This is a genomic window from Achromobacter xylosoxidans (assembly GCF_014490035.1).
In the GTDB taxonomy this organism is placed as follows: Bacteria; Pseudomonadota; Gammaproteobacteria; order Burkholderiales; family Burkholderiaceae_B; genus Achromobacter; species Achromobacter bronchisepticus_A.
This window is the reverse complement of record NZ_CP061008.1, coordinates 593,235-610,092: the sequence shown is the minus strand read 5'-3', so window position 1 is coordinate 610,092 and position 16,858 is coordinate 593,235. Positions and strand designations below refer to the sequence as shown.

Below are 16,858 nucleotides of genomic sequence, written 5' to 3'. Positions count from 1 at the left end.
GCCGCGCTGACATCACCCGAGGAAAACATGTCTGACATTGCATTTGCCACGCTCGGCGAACTTGCGCAGGGCCTGGCCGACGGCCGCTACAGCTCGGTAGAGCTGGCGCGGCACTACCTGGACCGCATCGACCGCGCCAATCCGGCGCTGGGCGCCTACGTCAGCGTCGACCACGCGGGCGCGCTGCGCCTGGCCGAAGCCGCCGACGCGCGCCGCCGCGCGGGCTACGGCCTGCTCGGTCCGCTGGACGGCCTGCCCGTGGCCGTCAAGGATCTGTGCGACATCGAAGGCCAGATCACCACGGCCGGCTCGCAAGCCTGGCGCGAGCGCCGCAGCGCAACCACCGCCACGGCCGTGACCCGCTTGATCGACGCCGGCATGGTAGTGCTGGGCAAGACCCACATGGTGGAGTTCGCCTTTGGCGGCTGGGGCACCAACCCCGTCATGGGCACGCCGCGCAATCCCTGGGATCTGACGCGCGCACGCATTCCCGGCGGCTCCTCCAGCGGTTCCGGCGTGGCCGTGGCTGCGGGCCTGGCGCCGGCCGCGCTGGGCTCGGACACCGGCGGCTCGGTGCGGATTCCCGCTGCATTGAACGGCATCACCGGCCTGAAAACCACGCGTGGCCTCATCAGCCTGTACGGCGCGGTGGCGTTGTCGCACACGCTGGATTCCATCGGCCCGCTCACCCGCGACACCCGCGACTCGCTGCTGCTGACCGAAGCCATGTCCGGTCCGGACCCGCGCGACCCCGTGACGCGGGGCATACCCGCCTACCGCTACCGCGATCCACGCGCGGGCACGAAGCCGCTGGCCGGCACCCGCATCGCCGTCATGCCGCAGGCGCAGTACCCCATCTCCATCGACGCGGCGGTGCAAGCTGCGCTGGACGACACGCGGCGCGCGCTGGCCGACCTGGGCGCGGAATGCGTGGAAGCCCCCTTCCCCTTCGATTTCCACGACATGATGTTGCGCAACGGCCTGATCATCGCCGCTGAAGCCTACGCCCAGCACCGCGACTACATCGAGGATGACAGCCTGCCGCTGGGCCGCTATGTGCGCGCCCGCGTGCTGGGCGGCAAGCAGACCAGCGCCGCCGACTATGTGCTGGCGCTGCAGGCCCATGCGCGCGCCTGCGCGGCCTGGCAGGACTGGATGCGCGACTACGACGCGGTCCTCGCGCCCTGCCTGCCGTTTGCCGCCTGCCCGCTGGAAGACGTGGACGAGGCCGCCACGCCGCTGGCCGCCTTCACCCGCCCCGGCAACTACGTCAACGCCTCGGGCCTGGCCCTGCCCGCGGGCTTTTCCGCTGACGGCATGCCCATCGGCGTGCAGCTGCTGGGCAAGCCCAACGGCGAAGACGCGCTGGGCCACATCGGCATGGCCTTCCAGGCGGCCACCGACTGGCACCTGCGGCGTCCGGACCTGTCGGCGATCCAGTTGTAAACCCCGCGCCGCAGTTCTCGCGCCAGCAAGGCCGGCCCGTCATGGCCGGCCTTTTTCATGCCCTCAGCCCAGGCTGCAGGCTGGCCGCAGCAGCGCCTCCAACCAATCCGCGAACACCTGCACCCGCCGCGACGGCTGACGCCGCTGCGGATACAGCAAGGTCATCGGCATGGGCGCGGGCCGATGCTCCGGCATGACTTCGACCAATTCCCCCGCGGCAATCTGCGGCTGCACGTCGTAGGCGGGGATCTGGATCAGCCCCAGTCCCGCGATGCAGCTGGCGATATAGGCTTCGGCACTGTTGACCGTGACCCGCCCGCGCAACGGCGCGGTCCGGGACGCACCGCCGTCCAGCCACTCCCAGGGCGCCAGCCGGCCGGTCGACGGCGAGGCGTAGTTCACGCAAGCATGCCCCGCCGCAAGATCGTCCGGCGTGCGCGGCACGCCATGGCGCGACAAATAGGCGGGGCTGGCGACATTGATCAGGCGCAGCATGCCTATGGGCCTGGCCACCAGGCCCGAGTCCGGCAGCACGCCGACCCGCAGCACGCAGTCCACCCCCTCTTCGATCAGGTTTACGGCACGATCCGTCACGCCCAGCGTGACGTCGATCTGCGGATAGGCTTCCAGGAAAGACGGCAACGCCGGCGCCACGATCAGGCGGCCCACGCGTCCGGGCACGTCCACGCGCAGCATGCCGCTGGGACCCACCGAACTGTGGCGAAACAGGTTTTCGGCCTCTTCCATGTCGGCCACCAGGCGCAGGCAGCGCTCATAGAAAGCCGCGCCCTCCTGCGTGGGCGCCACTTGCCGCGTGGTGCGGTTCAGCAGCCGCGCGCCCAGCCGGCCCTCCAATTCCTGCACGGCGGCGGACACCGTGGAGCGCGGCAGGCCCAGCGTATCCGCCGCACGAGAGAAATTCGCGCACTCGACGACACGGGCGTAAACCCGGAACAGGTCTATGCGGTCCATGGGGCGGTTGGCTCCTGCGAGGGCGGGCCTCACTGTTCGTAATTTCTGGATAGAGATGCCAGAAATAGTAGTTTTATGCGGATTTTGTGGAATATATCATCCTCTGCACTAGGGCTCGCATCCGGCGGCCCGATAGCGGAGAGGACCATGGCAGACCACGGAATCAAAGGAAAAACCGTCATCATCGCGGGCGGCGCGAAAAACCTGGGCGGACTGATCGCGCGCGATCTGGCGCAGCAAGGCGCACGCGCGGTGGCGGTGCATTACAACAGCGCGGCCACCAAGGCCGATGCGGACGCGACGGTCGCCGCCGTCAAGGCGGCGGGCGCGCAGGCCATTGCCTTGCAGGCCGACCTGAGCTCGGCCGGCGCGATGGAAAAGTTGTTCGCCGACGCGGTGGCCGCGGTGGGACGGCCGGACATTGCGATCAATACCGTCGGCAAAGTGCTGAAGAAGCCCTTCACCGAAATCACGGAAGCGGAATACGACGAGATGGCCGCGGTGAACTCGAAGTCCGCCTTCTTCTTCCTGAAGGAAGCCGGCCGCCACGTCAATGACAACGGCAAGATCTGCACGCTGGTCACATCGCTGCTGGGCGCATTCACGCCCTTCTACGCGGCCTACGCCGGCACCAAGGCGCCGGTGGAGCACTACACCCGCGCCGCCTCCAAGGAGTTCGGCGCGCGCGGCATTTCGGTGACGGCGGTAGGCCCCGGCCCCATGGACACGCCGTTCTTCTATCCGGCGGAAGGCGCCGACGCGGTGGCGTACCATAAGACCGCAGCCGCCTTGTCGCCATTCTCGAAAACCGGGCTTACCGACATCGAGGACGTCGTCCCCTTCATCCGCTTCCTGGTGTCGGACGGCTGGTGGATCACCGGCCAGACGGTGCTGATCAACGGCGGCTACACCACCAAATAGGAGGGACGCCATGCACGTACTGTTGACCATCGTCGGAGGCCTGCTGCTGCTGGCCGTGTTCGCGCTGTTCGGCAAGCAATGGGGCGGCGACGCCGCCGGCTCGATCGCCGCGGCCAAACTGTTCCTGCCCGCGTGGCTGCTGATGGCTATCGTCAACATGTGGGTCGGCGTCACGCGCGCCGGCTATACGGTGCGCGAGGAACTGCCCATCTTGCTGCTGGTGTTCGCGGTGCCCGCCGCGGCGGCCTGGCTGGTCATCGCCTTCCTGCCGCGCGCGTGAAACGCTGGCGTTGACCGCGCCGGCGCTCCATCACGCATCCGCGCGGCCCGACCTCAGGGCTGCGCGGGAGCCGCTGCCGCAGGCGTCGCCTGATTGTCCGCGCGCGCTTGCGCTCCCGCGGCAGGCAGCCCTTCCCAACCACCGCCCAGGGCCACGATCAGATTGACGCTGGCCGCGAAGCGGTTGCCCAGCAGGCTCAGCGCATTGCGTTCGCTGTTGAGCGCGGTGGCGTCCACCACCGCCACGCTCAGGTAATCGACCAGACCCGCCTTATATTGATTCTGGGTCAGGCGCAGCGATTCGCGCGCCGCTTCGAGCGCACGGCGCTGCACCACCTGCTCGTTCTCCATGACGCGCAACTGGATCAGATAGTCCTCGACCTCGCGCAGTCCGGTCAACGCCGTCTGGCGGTAGGCGGCCGCTTGCGCGTCATAGGACGCACGCGCCTGCTCCACCTGCGCCTCGCGCGCGCCGCCATCGAATATCGTCAGCGCCAGCGCCGGTCCCAGCGACCAGAACCGCGCCGGCGCCGTCAGCAGTTCCGCGAACTGGCCGTTGCGGAAACCGCCATCGGCCGACAGCGTCAGGCTGGGGAACCACGCGGCCTGCGCCACGCCGATCTGCGCATTGGCGGCGGCTGCGCGGCGCTCGGCCGCGGCCACGTCGGGCCGACGTTCCAGCAGTTCGGACGGCAGGCCCACCGGAATCTGCGGCAGTTGCAACGCGAACACCGTGGGCGGCAGGCTGAATTGCGACGGCGCCTGGCCCATCAGCACGGCGATGGCGTGTTCGAGCTGGCCACGCTGCCAATCGAGGTCGATGGACTGCGCGCGCGTGCTTTCCACCTGCGTGCGCGCCACGGCCACGTCGGCCTGCCCCGCCACGCCCACGGCGTAGCGGTTCTGCGTCAGTTGCAGGGATTTCTCATAGGCCGCCACCGTAGCGTCCAGGAGGCGCTTCTGTTCGTCCAGCACCCGCAATTGCAGATAGGCCTGCACCAGCGCGGCCTGCGCGCTCAGGCGCGTGGCGCCCAGATCGGCCAGGCTGGCCGCGGCGCTGGCTTCCGAGGATTCCACGCTGCGCCGCACCCGCCCCCACAGATCCACTTCCCAACTGACGTTGCCGGTCAGCGAGTACTGGTTCGAGACGTTGCTGCCGGACGACGACGTCGAGCCGTTCTGCCCGCCGCCGCTGCCCGAGCGCGTCATGCCCGCGCCCGCGCCTACCGTGGGGAAGAAGCCGGCGCGCGCGCCGCGCACCAGGCCCAGCGCCTGCCGGTAGTTGGCTTCGGCCTGGGCCACGGTCTGGTTGGACGCGTTCAGGCGTTCGACCAGGCCGTTCAAGGTCGCGTCGTCATAGACCTGCCACCATGCGCCGCGCTCGGCCTGGTCCAGCGGCCGGGCGGGCTTCCAGCCGTCGACCTGGTCCTGGCCTTCCTTGTAGGCCGTGCCCACGTCCAACGCCGGGCGCTGGTAATCGGGGCCGACCGCGCAAGCGCCCAGCAGCGCGCACAGCGCGGCCACGGCGATGCTGCGGGGAAGGAACAGGTTCGGAACAGACTTGGCGTTGCGCATCATGTGGGTTCTATGGGAGCGGAGGACCCGTTCCTGGAAGCGCGCTTGCGCGCGGCCCAGAGACGGAAGCGGTCCAGGTAAAGATAGACCACGGGCGTGGTGTACAGCGTGAGGATCTGGCTCAGGACCAGGCCGCCGACGATGGTAATGCCCAGCGGCTGGCGCATCTCGACCCCGGCGCCGGTGGCCAGCACCAGGGGCAGCGCGCCGAAAATGGCGGCCATGGTCGTCATCATGATGGGGCGAAAGCGCGTCAGGCACGCCTGGAAAATCGCATCGCGCGGGATCATCCCCTGAGTGCGCTCGGCTTCCAGGGCGAAGTCCACCATCATGATGGCGTTCTTCTTGACGATGCCGATCAGCAGGAACACCCCGATCAGCGCGATCAGCGTGAAGTCATAGCGCACCAGCAGCAGCGCCAGCAGCGCGCCCAGACCGGCGGACGGCAAGGTCGACAGGATGGTCAGCGGATGCACGAAGCTCTCGTACAGGATGCCCAGCACGATATACATGGTGACCAGCGCCGCGAGGATCAGCCAGGGCTGCTGCGCCAAGGTCTGCTGCAAGGCTGCGGCGGTGCCCTGGAAACCAGCCTGGATCTGATCTGACGGCAGCCCGATGCGCGCCACCGCCGCGTCGATGGCGCTGGTCGCCTGGCCCAATGACACGCCGGGCGCCAGGCTGAACGAGATGGTGTCGGCCACGAACAGCCCCTGGTGCTGCACGCTGAGCGGCGCGTTGGCGTTTTCCAGGCGGGTGAAAGCCGACAGCGGCACGCGCGCGCCGGCCGCGGTGATGACCTCTACCTGCCTGAGCGATTCGATGTCCTGCGCGAACTTCGGGTCCACGCCCAGCACCACGTGGTACTGGTTCAACGGTCCGTACATCACCGACACCTGGCGCTGGCTGAAGGAGTTGTTCAGCACCGTGGAAATGGTGGACATGCTTACGCCCAGGCGGGTCGCGGCCTCGCGGTCAATCACCAGGTTGATCTGGCGGCCCTTGTCCTCGACGTCGGTGTCCACGTCGGTGATCTCGGGAACCTGCGCCATGGCCTGCTGCACCTTGGGCATCCAGGTGCGCAGCAATTGCAGATCGCCCGACATCAGCGTGTAGTCGTAGGAACCCTGGCTGGCGCGCCCGCCGATGCGGATGTCCTGCTGCGACACCAGGAACATGCGCGCGCCCGGCATGTTCTGCAGCTTGCCGCGCAGCCGGTTGATGACCACGTCCGCCGAGACCTTGCGCTCTTCCAGGGGCTTTAACTGGATCTGCATGAAGCTGCTGTTGCTGCCGCCGCGTCCGCCCGCGTAACCCGTCATGCTCTGCACCGCCGGATCGGCCAGCACCACCTTGCGCAGCGCCTCCAGCTTGGGCAGCGTGGCCTGGAACGAGGTGCCCTGGTCGACCCGGAAAAAGCCCAGCAGTTGGCCCGTGTCCTGCTGCGGGAAGAAGCCCTTGGGTACCGCGGTATACAGATAGACGTTCAGGCCCACGGCAACCGCCAGGATCAGCATCATCAGGCGGCTGTGCGTCAGCGCCCAGCGCAGGCTGCGGCGGTAGCCGTCCAGCATGGACTCAAAGCCGCGCTCCGACCAGCGCGCCAGCCGGCCCGGCGGCTTCTCGTCGGGAGCTTCCTGTCGCAACAGGCGCGCGCACATCATCGGCGTCAAGGTCAGCGACACCACCAGCGACACCATGATGGCGGCCGACAGCGTCACCGCGAACTCGCGGAACAGCCTTCCGACCACGCCGCCCATCAGCAGGATGGGGATGAACACCGCCACCAGCGACAGGCTCATCGACAGCACCGTGAAGCCCACTTCGCGCGAACCGCGCAGCGCCGCGCGCATGGGCGACATGCCCCGCTCCACATGGCGCATGATGTTCTCCAGCACCACGATCGCGTCGTCCACCACGAAGCCGGTCGCCACGATCAGCGCCATCAGCGAAATGGTATTCAGCGTGAAGCCGCAGAGGTACATGATGCAAAAGGTGCCGATCAGCGACACCGGCACCGCCACGCTGGGAATGATGGCCGCGCGCCAGCGCCGCAGGAACAGCAACACCACCAGCACCACCAGGCCCACGGCAATGATCAGCGTCAGCTCGGCCTCGTGCAGCGAGGCCCGGATGCTGGGCGTGCGATCCTGCGCCACCGTCATGTTGACGTCCGCCGGCATCAACGCCTGCAGGATGGGCAGCTGGGCGCGCACCGCATCCACGGTTTCGATGATGTTGGCGTCCGCCTGGCGCCGCACGATCATCAGGATGGCCTTGCGCTCGTTGAAGAAACCGGTCTGGTACAGATCTTCGACCGAGTCTTCCACGCGGGCCACGTCGGAGACGCGCACCGGCGCGCCGTCCTTCCAGGCGACGATCAGCGGTCGGTATTGCTCGGCGCGGCTGAGCTGGTCGCTGACCATGATCTGCCAGTGATAGCGATCGTTCTGCAACACGCCCTTGGGGCGGTTGGCGTTGGCATTGGCCAGCGTCGCGCGCAGCTGGTCCAGCGACACGCCGCGGTTGGCCAGCGCACCCGGCAGCACGGTAACGCGCACCGCCGGCAGCGAACTGCCGCCCACCGTCACCTCGCCCACGCCGTCCACCTGCGACAGCTTCTGCGCCACGATGGTCGAGGCGATGTCGTAAAGCTGGCCCTGGCTGAGCGTGTCGGACGTCAGCGCCAGGGTCATGATGGGCGCCGCGGAGGGATTGGCCTTGTGGTACGTGGGATTGCTGCGCAGGCTGGTCGGCAAGAGCGAGCGCGCCGCGTTGATGGCGGCCTGCACGTCGCGGGCGGCGCCGTTGATGTCGCGCGACAGATCGAACTGCAGCGTGATGCGGGTCGAGCCCTGCGAGCTGCTGGACGTCATCTCGGTCACGCCGGCGATGCTGCCCAGCGAACGCTCCAGCGGCGTGGCCACGCTGGACGCCATGGTTTCCGGACTGGCGCCCGGCAGGCTGGCCGACACCGAAATGGTGGGAATGTCCACTTGCGGCAACGGCGCCACGGGCAAAAGGAAGAACGACAGCAAGCCTGCCAGCACGACCGCCAGGCTCAGCAGCGTGGTCGCTACCGGCCGGGCGATGAAGGGTGCCGACAGGATCATGACGCGTCCCCCGCCTGCGCCTGATCCACGCCGCGCCAGCGGCGCGACATGCGGTCGAACATCAGGTAGATGACCGGCGTGGTGAACAGCGTCAACACCTGCGACAGCAGCAGCCCGCCCACCATCACCAGGCCCAGCGGCTGGCGCAGCTCGGCGCCCGTGCCGGTGGACAGCATCAGCGGCAGCGCCCCGAACAGGGCGGCCAGCGTGGTCATCAGGATGGGCCGGAAGCGCAGCAGCGCCGCCTCATGTATGGCCGCGCGCGGGCTCAGGCCGCGCTTGCGCTCCGCGTCCAGCGCGAAGTCGATCATCATGATGGCGTTCTTCTTGACGATGCCGATCAAGAGGATGATGCCGATGATGCCGATCATGTCCAGCTCGGTGCCGCTGATCAGCAAGGCCAGCAGCGCCCCCACGCCGGCCGAAGGCAGCGTCGACAGGATGGTGATGGGGTGGATATAGCTTTCGTACAGCACGCCCAGCACGATGTACATCGTCACGATGGCGGCCAGGATCAGCCACAAGGTGCTGGACAGCGAATTCTGGAACGCCAGCGCCGCGCCCTGGAAGCGCGTCTCGACGCCCGTGGGCAAACCGATGTCGGCCTCGGCCGCGATGATGTCCTCTACCGCGCCGGACAAGGAAGCCCCCGGTGCCAGGTTGAAGGACACGGTCACCATGGGGAACTGGTCCAGCCGGTTGACGGCCAGTATCGTCTTGCCTTCGCTGATGTGCGCCACCGACGACAGCGGCACCTGCGCGCCGGTCGAGGTAGGTACGTGGATCTGGCCCAGCGAGGCAGGCGTCACCTGGAATTGCGGCTCGACCTCCAGCACCACGCGGTACTGGTTGGATTGCGTGAAAATGGTGGAAATGAGCCGCTGGCCGAAGGCGTTGTAGAGCGCCTCATCGATCACCGCCGCCGTGATGCCCAGCCGCGACGCGGCGTCGCGGTCGATCTCGACCCAGGTCTGCAGGCCGTCGTCCTGCAGGTCGTCGGTCACATCCTTCAGCCCGGGCACCTGGCGCAGGCGGTTCACCAGCTTGGGCGTCCATTCGCTCAGCACCTTCAGGTCGGGATTGGACAGCGTCATCTGGTACTGCGTGCGGCTTACGCGGTCCTCGATGGTCAGGTCCTGCACCGGCTGCATGTAGACGGTCAGGCCGTCCTGCTTGGCCAGGGCCTGCTCCAGGCGCCCCATCACCGTGCGCAGGTCGCCGTTGCGCTCGGCTTGCGGCTTGAGCGCGATCTGCATGCGCCCGGCGCTGAGCGTGGCGTTGCTGCCGTCCACGCCGATGAAGGACGATACGGCCTGCACGTCGGGATCTTCCAGCACCAGGCGCGCGGCCGTGCGCTGGCGCTCGGCCATGGCCGGGAAGGAAATCGACTGCGGCGCCTGCGTGATGGCCTGGATCAGGCCGGTGTCCTGCTGTGGGAAGAAGCCCTTGGGAATCACCAGATACAGCAGCACCGTAAGCGCGAAGGTCGCCAGCGCCACCAGCAGCGTCAGCGGCTGATGCCGCAGCACGACCTGCAACCAGCGGTCGTAGCCGGCAATGACGCGGTCGATGAAGGCGCCGGTGACCTGATGGAAGCGGCCGTGCTTCTGCTCCGACTCGGCGCGCAACAGGCGCGCGCACATCATGGGCGTCAGGGTCAGCGACACCACCAGCGATATCAGGATGGACACGGCCAGCGTGATGGCGAACTCGCGGAACAGTCGCCCCACCACTTCGGTCATGAACAACAGCGGAATCAGCACCGCGATCAGCGAGAAGGTCAGCGAGATCAGCGTGAAGCCGATCTGCGAGGCGCCCTTGAGCGCAGCCTGCAGCGGCGTTTCGCCTTCCTCGATGTGGCGGGCGATGTTCTCGATCATGACGATGGCGTCGTCCACCACGAAGCCGGTGGCGATGGTCAGCGCCATCAGGGTCAGGTTGTTGATGGAGAAACCGGCCAGGTACATGATGCCGAAGGTGCCCACCAGCGACAGCGGCACGACCACGCTGGGGATCAGCGTGGCGGTCAGGCTGCGCAGGAACACGAAGGTCACCATGACCACCAGGGCCACGGCCAGCATCATCTCGAACTGCACGTCGGCCACCGAGTCGCGGATGGTCTGGGTGCGGTCGGACACCACGCTCACGTCCAGGGTCGCCGGCAAGGCGGCGCGCAGCTGGGGCAGCAGCGCCTGGATCCGGTTGACCACGTCGATCACGTTGGCGCCCGGCTGGCGCTGGATATTGAGCAGGATGGCGGGCTTGTCGCCGGCCCAGGCCGCCTGGCGCGTGTCCTCGGCGCCTTCGACGGCGCGCGCCACGTCGGACAAGCGCAGCGGCGCATTGTTCTTGTACGCGATGATCAGGTCGTTGTAGTCGGTGGGCGTCTTGAGCTGATCGTTGGCGTTGATGGTGGTGGAGCGCTGCGGCCCGTCCAGATTGCCCTTGGGTTGATTGACGTTGGCGCCGACGATGGCTGTGCGCAAGTCCGACATCGACAGGCCGTTGGCCGCCAGCGCCTGCGGATTGACCTGCACCCGCACCGCCGGCCGCTGGCCGCCCGCCACGCTGACCAGGCCCACGCCCGGGATCTGCGACAGCTTCTGAGCCACCCGCGTATCCACCAGATCGCGCACTTGCGGCAGGGGCATCGTGGGGGAAGTGATCGCCAGCGTCAGCACTGCGGCGTCCGCCGGATTCACCTTGTTATAGGTCGGCGGTACCGGCAGGTCGCTGGGCAGCAGGTTCGAGGCGGCGTTGATCGCCGCCTGCACCTGCTGCTCGGCCACGTCCAGCGGCAGGGTCAGGTTGAACTGCAGGGTGATGACCGAGGCGCCGCCCGAGCTGGTGGACGACATCTGGTTCAGGCCCGGCATCTGTCCGAACTGCCGTTCCAATGGCGAGGTGACCAGCGAGGTCATCACGTCGGGGCTGGCGCCGGGGTACAGCGTCACCACCTGGATCGTCGGATAGTCCACTTCCGGCAGGGCCGAAACGGGCAGCAGCCGGTAGGCGATGAAACCGGCGATCAGGATGGCCACCATCGACAGCGTGGTGGCCACCGGACGCAGAATGAACAGGCGCGACGGACTCACGGCAATTCCTGGCTTACTTCGACGGCGGCGTGGTGCCGGCCGGGGCGCCGGCGCCCAGGTTCTTGTTGGGGGAGCCCGGGACGGTCTCGGCGCCGCCGACCACTTCCACCTTGGCGCCCGCGCGCAGGCGGTCGGTGCCTTCGACCACCACCCGGTCGCCGGGCTGCAGGCCTTCGTTGACGGCGACCATGCCATTGTTGACCGCGCCCAGCTTCACCTGGCGCACCTGCACGGTATCGTCCGCCTGCACCAGGAACACGAAGGCGCCGGCCGAGCCCTGCTGGATGGCCGCGGTGGGGATCGCGGTCACGTCCTTGCGCGTCAGCACGTGCAGGCGCACGTTGACGAACTGGTTGGGGAAGAGCGCGTCGTCGGCATTCTCGAAGCGCGCCTTCATCTTCAGCGTGCCGGTAGTCACGTCGATCTGGTTGTCCAGCGTTTCCAGCTGGCCGGTGGCGATGCGCCGGGTGTCGGCGCGGTCATAGGCGTCGACGGTCAGCGTCTTGCCCGCCGCGATCTCGGCGCGCACTTCGGGCAACTGGGTCTCGGGCAGCGTGAACACCACGGAAATCGGCTGGGTCTGGGTAATCACCACCAGGCCGTTGGCATCAGAACTGGACACCAGATTGCCGCGGTCCACCTGGCGCAAACCCAGGCGGCCACTGATCGGCGCGGTGATGCGCGCGTAATCCAGCTGCAGGCGGGCGTTGTCCACATTGGCCTGGTCGCTCTTGACCGTGCCTTCGTACTGGCGCACCAGCGCGGCCTGCGTGTCGACCTGCTGCTTGGCAATCGAGTCCTGCTTGAACAGCGCCTGGTAGCGTTGCAGGTCTCGCCGCGCGTTCTCCAGCTGGGCCTGGTTCTGCATCTGCGTGCCGCGCGCCTGGTCCAGCGCCACCTGGAAGGCCCGCGGGTCCACCTGCGCCAGCAGATCGCCGGCCTTCACTTGCTGGCCTTCCTGGAAAGCCACTTCCACCAGCTCGCCGCTGACCCGGCTGCGCACGGTGACGGTGTTGTAGGCGGTGACCGTGCCCAGCGACTTCAGGTAGATGTCGATGTCCTGCTTGGCGGCGGTGGCGATGCGCACCGGCACCGCGGGGGTCATCATGGCGCCCGCTGGCGGCCGGCCGCCGGGCCGCCCCCCCGGGCCGCCTGCGGCGCCCGGCTTGGCCGCGGGCCGCAGCGCCAGCCAGGCTATGCCCGCCACAACGAGCAATACCAGCGCCAGCCCAAGCAGGCGGCGGCGGGTCCAACGGGTGGGCGGAGATACGGGACGGCTATCAGGCATGGAACAGTTCCGGCACAGGCGGAGAAAGCCGTATTGTCTACTAGACCGTCCCGGTTTCCAGTCTCGCCACCCCTAGTTGAAACTGGCCGCAACAGGAATCTGGCACGGAGGCAGGCGGGGACCAAAGCCTGGCGAAACAGGGGGACGGGTCGTGGAAATCATGGCGATGGGCCGGGTCGCCATGGCGGAACCGTGGGAAAACGGTGGCCGCGGCCCCGGGGCTGCCCTGCCGACAAATCGGGAATAGATACGGCACCGCAGGATGGGTTGCGCGCGTTCGGCATCCGCGTTCTAGCTTAAGAACGCTCGCGCTTCACCCGTCCTACGAACTGCACAGTGTCATCTGGAAGGGCACGTCGCGGGCGACCTGCTGGGGCTTGAATTCGCCGTCCTGGGTGGAAAAACGTATCCAGATCATGTACTTATTGGCGCTGATCTCGGGGAATACGCCCTGGGCGGGGTCCAGCCAGACCCGCAGCAGCTGGAACTGCTTGCCGCCCAGCATCTGCTGGTAGGCGCCCTGCTCGCCCACGATGTCCGACTTGCGGCCGGATTCGCGCAGCAGGCGCAGGGCCAGGGTCAGGCCGTCATACAAAGGGATGAAGGGTGCCACCCAGGCCTGCAGGTCGGCGCAGCGGGCAGCTTCGGATTTGTTCTGCCAGGCGAAGTACGACGGCATGTCGACCTGGGTGGCGCTGCCCGGCACGGAAAGACGCCCGCGCAGGCTGGTCAGCCATTCGTTTTCGCGCAGGGACTGCCCGGTCTTGCCGGGCGCGGCCAGCGCCGTGGTCACCTTTTCCATTTCGCGCAGCATGGCTTCGAGCGCATCCTGCGCCACGCCGGGATGATCGCGCAACCCGACCAGCGCCATGCGCTGGCGTTCCAGGTCTTGCAGGACCGCGCCTTTCACATCGGTGCGCTCGCAGGCATCGAGCAGGTCGAACAGGGAGGTGACGGCAACCTGGTGCAGGCGCGAGTCCCCCTCGCGGGCAAAGAAGAACAACCTGTCGAACAGGTATTCCAGCCGCAGATAAGCGCGGATGCGCTCATTGAAGGGGTATTCGTAAACGATCACGCTTCTTTACAGGCCCATCTGTGTTTGGCCGGCGGGGCCAATGTTATTCAGGGGTGCCGGCCTAGCGGGGAGCTTGCCGGTCCGTCGTGCTCGCCAGCGCCAGCCAGCGGTCATGCAGGGTCTTCGCCTGCGCGCGCAGTTGTTCCGGCGTAGTGCCTGCGTCATTGACGATGACGTCGTCGGCGACTTCCAGACGGCTTGCCCGCGCAGCCTGTGCCGCCATGATACGCCGTATGGCTGGCTCCGTCAGCCCGCTGCGCTGCCGCACCCGCGCCACCTGCGTTTCCGGGTCGCAGTCCACCACGCAGATGCGGTCCAGGCGCGCGCGCCAACGCGGCAACGACTCCACCAGCAGCGGCACCACGAAAACCAGATAGGCGCCGGTCGCAGCCGCAGCCTGACGCTCGGTCTCCTGCCCGATGGCGGGATGCAGCACGGCCTCCAGCCGCAAGCGCACCTGCGGATCCGAGAACGCCTGGTCCCGCATCCACGCGCGGTCCAGCGCCCCGTCCGGCGTCAATGCGCGCGGGCCGAATTCGCGTTCTATGGCAGGCATGGCTGCACCGCCCGCGGCGGTCAGCTCGCGCGCGATCTCGTCGGTATCGACCAGCGTGGCGCCCCACTCTGCGAGCATGTCCGCCACCCGGGTCTTGCCCGACCCGATGCCGCCCGTCAGACCTATCTTCAACATACCGCCCATCCCATGGAGGACATGAACCGCCCTATTGCAAAAACTGCCCCAAGCCCTGCTCGCCGCCCAGCAACAGCGTCACGACGCCCGCCAGCGCCAGATAGGGACCAAAGGGCAACGGCTGCCCGCGGCTGGCGCGGCCGCTCAAGGTCAGCGCGCCGCCGATCAGCACGCCCAGCAACGATGCGCTCAGCAGCAGGGTCGGCAGGGCTTCCACGCCGAACCATGCGCCCAGCGCGGCGAGCAGCTTGAAGTCACCATAGCCCATGCCCTCGCGCCCCGTCAGCAGGCGAAACACATGAAAGATAACCCACAGAAAGACGTAGCCCGCCACCGCCCCTACCACCGCCATCTGCAGGCTGGCATAAGCGTCGAACAGATTGACCAGCAGCCCGGCCCAGAGCAGCGGCTGGGTCAATGCGTCGGGCAACAGCGTGGACTCGAAATCGATCCAGGCCAGCGCCACCAGCATGGCCGACAAGCCCATGGCGGACAGCGCCAGCGGCGTGGCGCCGAAACGCCAGGCACATGCGGCGAACAGCGCGCAGGTCAGCAGTTCGATGGCCGGGTAGCGCCAGCCTATGGCCGCGCCGCAAGCGCCGCAGCGGCCCCGCAGCAGCAGCCAACCCAGGAGCGGCAGCCGCCGCCAGCCGGTCACGGCGGTGTCGCAGGCGGGACAGTGCGAGGCCGGCGACCACAAGCCATAGCGGCCCGCCGCGGGCGGCTTGCCCGAGGCTTCCTGGCAGTGCGCCTGCCATTCCTGCTCCATCATGCGCGGCAGCCGGTGGGTCAGCACCGTCAGCCAGTTGCCCACGAACAAACCCGCCAGTGCCGCCAGGCCAATGAAGGCGCCCAAAGGCAGATCAAAGACATGCCGCATCGCCGTCATCCGACCGCGCGGCACCGGGACGCAGCGGCGCCGCGCCAGGAGCTGGCGGCAGTGCGCGGGGCAAGCTGGCGGCGGCCGTGTCGTAAATAGTGCATAAAGTGTTGAGGATGCCCAAGTGCGGCTAAGGGGAACGTATCGAATCTTCGCATAAGTGCGTAAAATCGGAGACAGACTCACCACACGGATAAGCTGCCATGACCGCGCGCGTAGAAATCGGTACCCGCTCCCGCAAACTCAGCGTCATGGGGTTGCTGCTCGCAGGCACCGTGCTGGGCGCAGCCGGCTGTGCCCAACAGAAAACCGAAGGCTATTACGACCCGCCCGCCGAAAGCACCGTGACCGACGCCCAGTACCAGGGGTCGGGCGCGGGATACCGCAGCATCATCCGCGCCCCGTCGCAAGTGCAGATCGCCCTCAAGCCGGACGCTCCCCGCAAGAATCAGAATCAAGCCGCACAGGCTGCAGGCGGCCAGACCACGGAAGACGGCCAGGCCGTTCCGGCGGAAACCGAACACACGGCAACGACGGCATCGGCCGCGAGCGCTCCCGTCGCCGCCAACCCGGCCGCGCCCAGCGCAGCCGTGCATAGCCTGGTGCCGCAACCGCAAACCTACATGGGCACCCTGCCTTGCTTCTCGCCCGCCATGCAGTGCACCGCGCAGCGCGTGACGCTGACGCTGGCGCCCAATGGCCGTTGGCGCGGCCGCGTGGCCTACCTGGAAAACGATCCCAAGAAAGGCCCGCCGGTCACCGAGCAAGGCTGCTGGGACGCCACCGAAGAACGCCCGCCGCGCGTCATCCTGATGGACAGCCAGGGCAACGGCCGCGCGGAATTCGTGGTTGCAGCCAACAACGTGCTGCGCGTGCGTTCCATCGATGGCCAGACGCCCAACCTGAACTACAACCTGACCCGCCAGCCGGATCTGGACCCGATCGACGAACTGGCCAAGGCGGCAGCGCCCAAGTGCCCTTGAAGACCGGCGGCGGCTGAATACGCCGCCACGCAGCCTCTACCCCCAGGCCCGACGGACATCTCGTTCGCCGGGCCTGGTGCTTTTGGGCTACCCGGCATCGGGATCCGGATCTACACCGGAATCGGCACGCAGTGACGCGGGACTTGCCAGACATCGGTGATACTCCGGCCCTGGCGGCTCATGCAGCGTGTAGCTCGGACTGTCGATGAGCTTCCGAGGCATCGGAATCAGTGCATGCGCGCGGTCCGGTCCGGCCGCGCCAGGCACGGGCGAGGCGCCGGAACGTCCGTGTTCGCAAAGCCGGCAGGCCAGTTGCATGGCATTGCGGACTTGCAGCTTGGTGAAAATGCGGGAACGATGGGCTTCTACGGTGCGCAACGAAATGCCCAGGTCTATGGCGATGACCTTGTTGGGACGGCCGGCGGCCACGTAGGTGACGATTTGCCGTTCGCGCGGCGTGAGAGAGGAAAGAACGGCTTCCAGGTCGGGACGGGGAGCTTGCATGGGGCGGCTCGCTTGCAATGTAGGATTGCGCCGAGT

General features: G+C 67.6%; 13 protein-coding genes. 4 read left to right on the top strand and 9 right to left on the bottom strand.

Annotation, left to right across the window (positions count from 1 at the left end; translation table 11 throughout):
• Positions 1-27: 27 nt before the first annotated feature.
• Entirely contained in the window at positions 28-1,446 is a 1,419-nt protein-coding gene (locus IAG39_RS02865) for an amidase (protein WP_118931442.1), read from the top strand.
• A 63-nt stretch (positions 1,447-1,509) separates the two neighbouring features.
• Here IAG39_RS02865 and IAG39_RS02860 read toward each other — a convergent pair whose 3' ends face one another.
• Positions 1,510-2,418 carry a LysR family transcriptional regulator gene (locus tag IAG39_RS02860; RefSeq protein WP_118931441.1) on the bottom strand — a complete coding sequence of 303 codons (909 nt, stop codon included), beginning with the start codon at positions 2,416-2,418 and terminating at the stop codon, positions 1,510-1,512.
• Between the two features lie 147 nt (positions 2,419-2,565).
• Here IAG39_RS02860 and IAG39_RS02855 point away from each other — a divergent pair, with 147 nt between their 5' ends.
• Together IAG39_RS02855 and IAG39_RS02850 are read left to right on the top strand one after the other, a co-directional pair.
• Positions 2,566-3,339, top strand: a complete 774-nt coding sequence (locus IAG39_RS02855) for an SDR family oxidoreductase (RefSeq protein WP_059374003.1) — start codon at positions 2,566-2,568, stop codon at positions 3,337-3,339.
• 10 nt (positions 3,340-3,349) lie between these two features.
• Entirely contained in the window at positions 3,350-3,619 is a 270-nt protein-coding gene (locus IAG39_RS02850; protein ID WP_088138194.1) for a hypothetical protein, read from the top strand.
• A 53-nt stretch (positions 3,620-3,672) separates the two neighbouring features.
• Here IAG39_RS02850 and IAG39_RS02845 read toward each other — a convergent pair whose 3' ends face one another.
• The 7 genes from IAG39_RS02845 to IAG39_RS02815 all read right to left on the bottom strand — a co-directional run bounded on the left by IAG39_RS02845 (position 3,673) and on the right by IAG39_RS02815 (position 15,335).
• Positions 3,673-5,196: an efflux transporter outer membrane subunit gene (locus tag IAG39_RS02845; protein ID WP_059374005.1), complete on the bottom strand. Its 1,524-nt coding sequence runs from the start codon at positions 5,194-5,196 to the stop codon at positions 3,673-3,675.
• On the bottom strand, positions 5,193-8,306 hold the full coding sequence (locus IAG39_RS02840) for a multidrug efflux RND transporter permease subunit (RefSeq protein ID WP_118931440.1): 3,114 nt from the start codon (positions 8,304-8,306) through the stop codon (positions 5,193-5,195). Before IAG39_RS02840 ends, IAG39_RS02845 begins: the two co-directional genes overlap by 4 nt.
• Positions 8,303-11,401: an MdtB/MuxB family multidrug efflux RND transporter permease subunit gene (locus IAG39_RS02835; RefSeq protein WP_059374007.1), complete on the bottom strand. Its 3,099-nt coding sequence runs from the start codon at positions 11,399-11,401 to the stop codon at positions 8,303-8,305. The genes IAG39_RS02840 and IAG39_RS02835 overlap by 4 nt, the downstream gene beginning before the upstream one ends.
• 13 nt (positions 11,402-11,414) lie before the next feature.
• Positions 11,415-12,689, bottom strand: a complete 1,275-nt coding sequence (locus tag IAG39_RS02830) for an MdtA/MuxA family multidrug efflux RND transporter periplasmic adaptor subunit (protein ID WP_187774077.1) — start codon at positions 12,687-12,689, stop codon at positions 11,415-11,417.
• A 322-nt stretch (positions 12,690-13,011) separates the two neighbouring features.
• Positions 13,012-13,764 (bottom strand): cell division protein ZapD, encoded by a 753-nt coding sequence (zapD, locus tag IAG39_RS02825; protein WP_059374009.1) that lies wholly within the window; start codon positions 13,762-13,764, stop codon positions 13,012-13,014.
• A 61-nt stretch (positions 13,765-13,825) separates the two neighbouring features.
• Positions 13,826-14,455, bottom strand: a complete 630-nt coding sequence (gene coaE, locus IAG39_RS02820; protein WP_118935150.1) for a dephospho-CoA kinase — start codon at positions 14,453-14,455, stop codon at positions 13,826-13,828.
• A 31-nt stretch (positions 14,456-14,486) separates the two neighbouring features.
• On the bottom strand, positions 14,487-15,335 hold the full coding sequence (locus IAG39_RS02815) for a prepilin peptidase (RefSeq protein WP_059374035.1): 849 nt from the start codon (positions 15,333-15,335) through the stop codon (positions 14,487-14,489).
• Between the two features lie 203 nt (positions 15,336-15,538).
• Between IAG39_RS02815 and IAG39_RS02810 the strand changes: the two genes are divergently transcribed.
• Positions 15,539-16,318 carry a copper resistance protein NlpE N-terminal domain-containing protein gene (locus tag IAG39_RS02810; RefSeq protein ID WP_059374011.1) on the top strand — a complete coding sequence of 260 codons (780 nt, stop codon included), beginning with the start codon at positions 15,539-15,541 and terminating at the stop codon, positions 16,316-16,318.
• Positions 16,319-16,405: 87 nt separating this feature from the next.
• Here the strand turns inward: IAG39_RS02810 and IAG39_RS31715 are convergent, their stop codons facing one another.
• Positions 16,406-16,822: a response regulator transcription factor gene (locus tag IAG39_RS31715; RefSeq protein ID WP_118935154.1), complete on the bottom strand. Its 417-nt coding sequence runs from the start codon at positions 16,820-16,822 to the stop codon at positions 16,406-16,408.
• Positions 16,823-16,858: the final 36 nt, after the last annotated feature.

Excerpts from the sequence above, each read along its gene's own strand:
- IAG39_RS02830 (WP_187774077.1), bottom strand. The coding sequence starts at position 12,689 with ATGCCTGATAGCCGTCCCGTATCTCCGCCCACCCGTTGGACCCGCCGC.
- IAG39_RS02865 (WP_118931442.1), top strand. The coding sequence starts at position 28 with ATGTCTGACATTGCATTTGCCACGCTCGGCGAACTTGCGCAGGGCCTG.
- IAG39_RS02815 (WP_059374035.1), bottom strand. The coding sequence starts at position 15,335 with ATGCGGCATGTCTTTGATCTGCCTTTGGGCGCCTTCATTGGCCTGGCG.
- IAG39_RS02810 (WP_059374011.1), top strand. The coding sequence starts at position 15,539 with ATGACCGCGCGCGTAGAAATCGGTACCCGCTCCCGCAAACTCAGCGTC.
- IAG39_RS31715 (WP_118935154.1), bottom strand. The coding sequence starts at position 16,822 with ATGCAAGCTCCCCGTCCCGACCTGGAAGCCGTTCTTTCCTCTCTCACG.
- IAG39_RS02855 (WP_059374003.1), top strand. The coding sequence starts at position 2,566 with ATGGCAGACCACGGAATCAAAGGAAAAACCGTCATCATCGCGGGCGGC.
- IAG39_RS02850 (WP_088138194.1), top strand. The coding sequence starts at position 3,350 with ATGCACGTACTGTTGACCATCGTCGGAGGCCTGCTGCTGCTGGCCGTG.
- IAG39_RS02840 (WP_118931440.1), bottom strand. The coding sequence starts at position 8,306 with ATGATCCTGTCGGCACCCTTCATCGCCCGGCCGGTAGCGACCACGCTG.
- coaE (WP_118935150.1), bottom strand. The coding sequence starts at position 14,455 with ATGTTGAAGATAGGTCTGACGGGCGGCATCGGGTCGGGCAAGACCCGG.
- IAG39_RS02845 (WP_059374005.1), bottom strand. The coding sequence starts at position 5,196 with ATGATGCGCAACGCCAAGTCTGTTCCGAACCTGTTCCTTCCCCGCAGC.
- IAG39_RS02860 (WP_118931441.1), bottom strand. The coding sequence starts at position 2,418 with ATGGACCGCATAGACCTGTTCCGGGTTTACGCCCGTGTCGTCGAGTGC.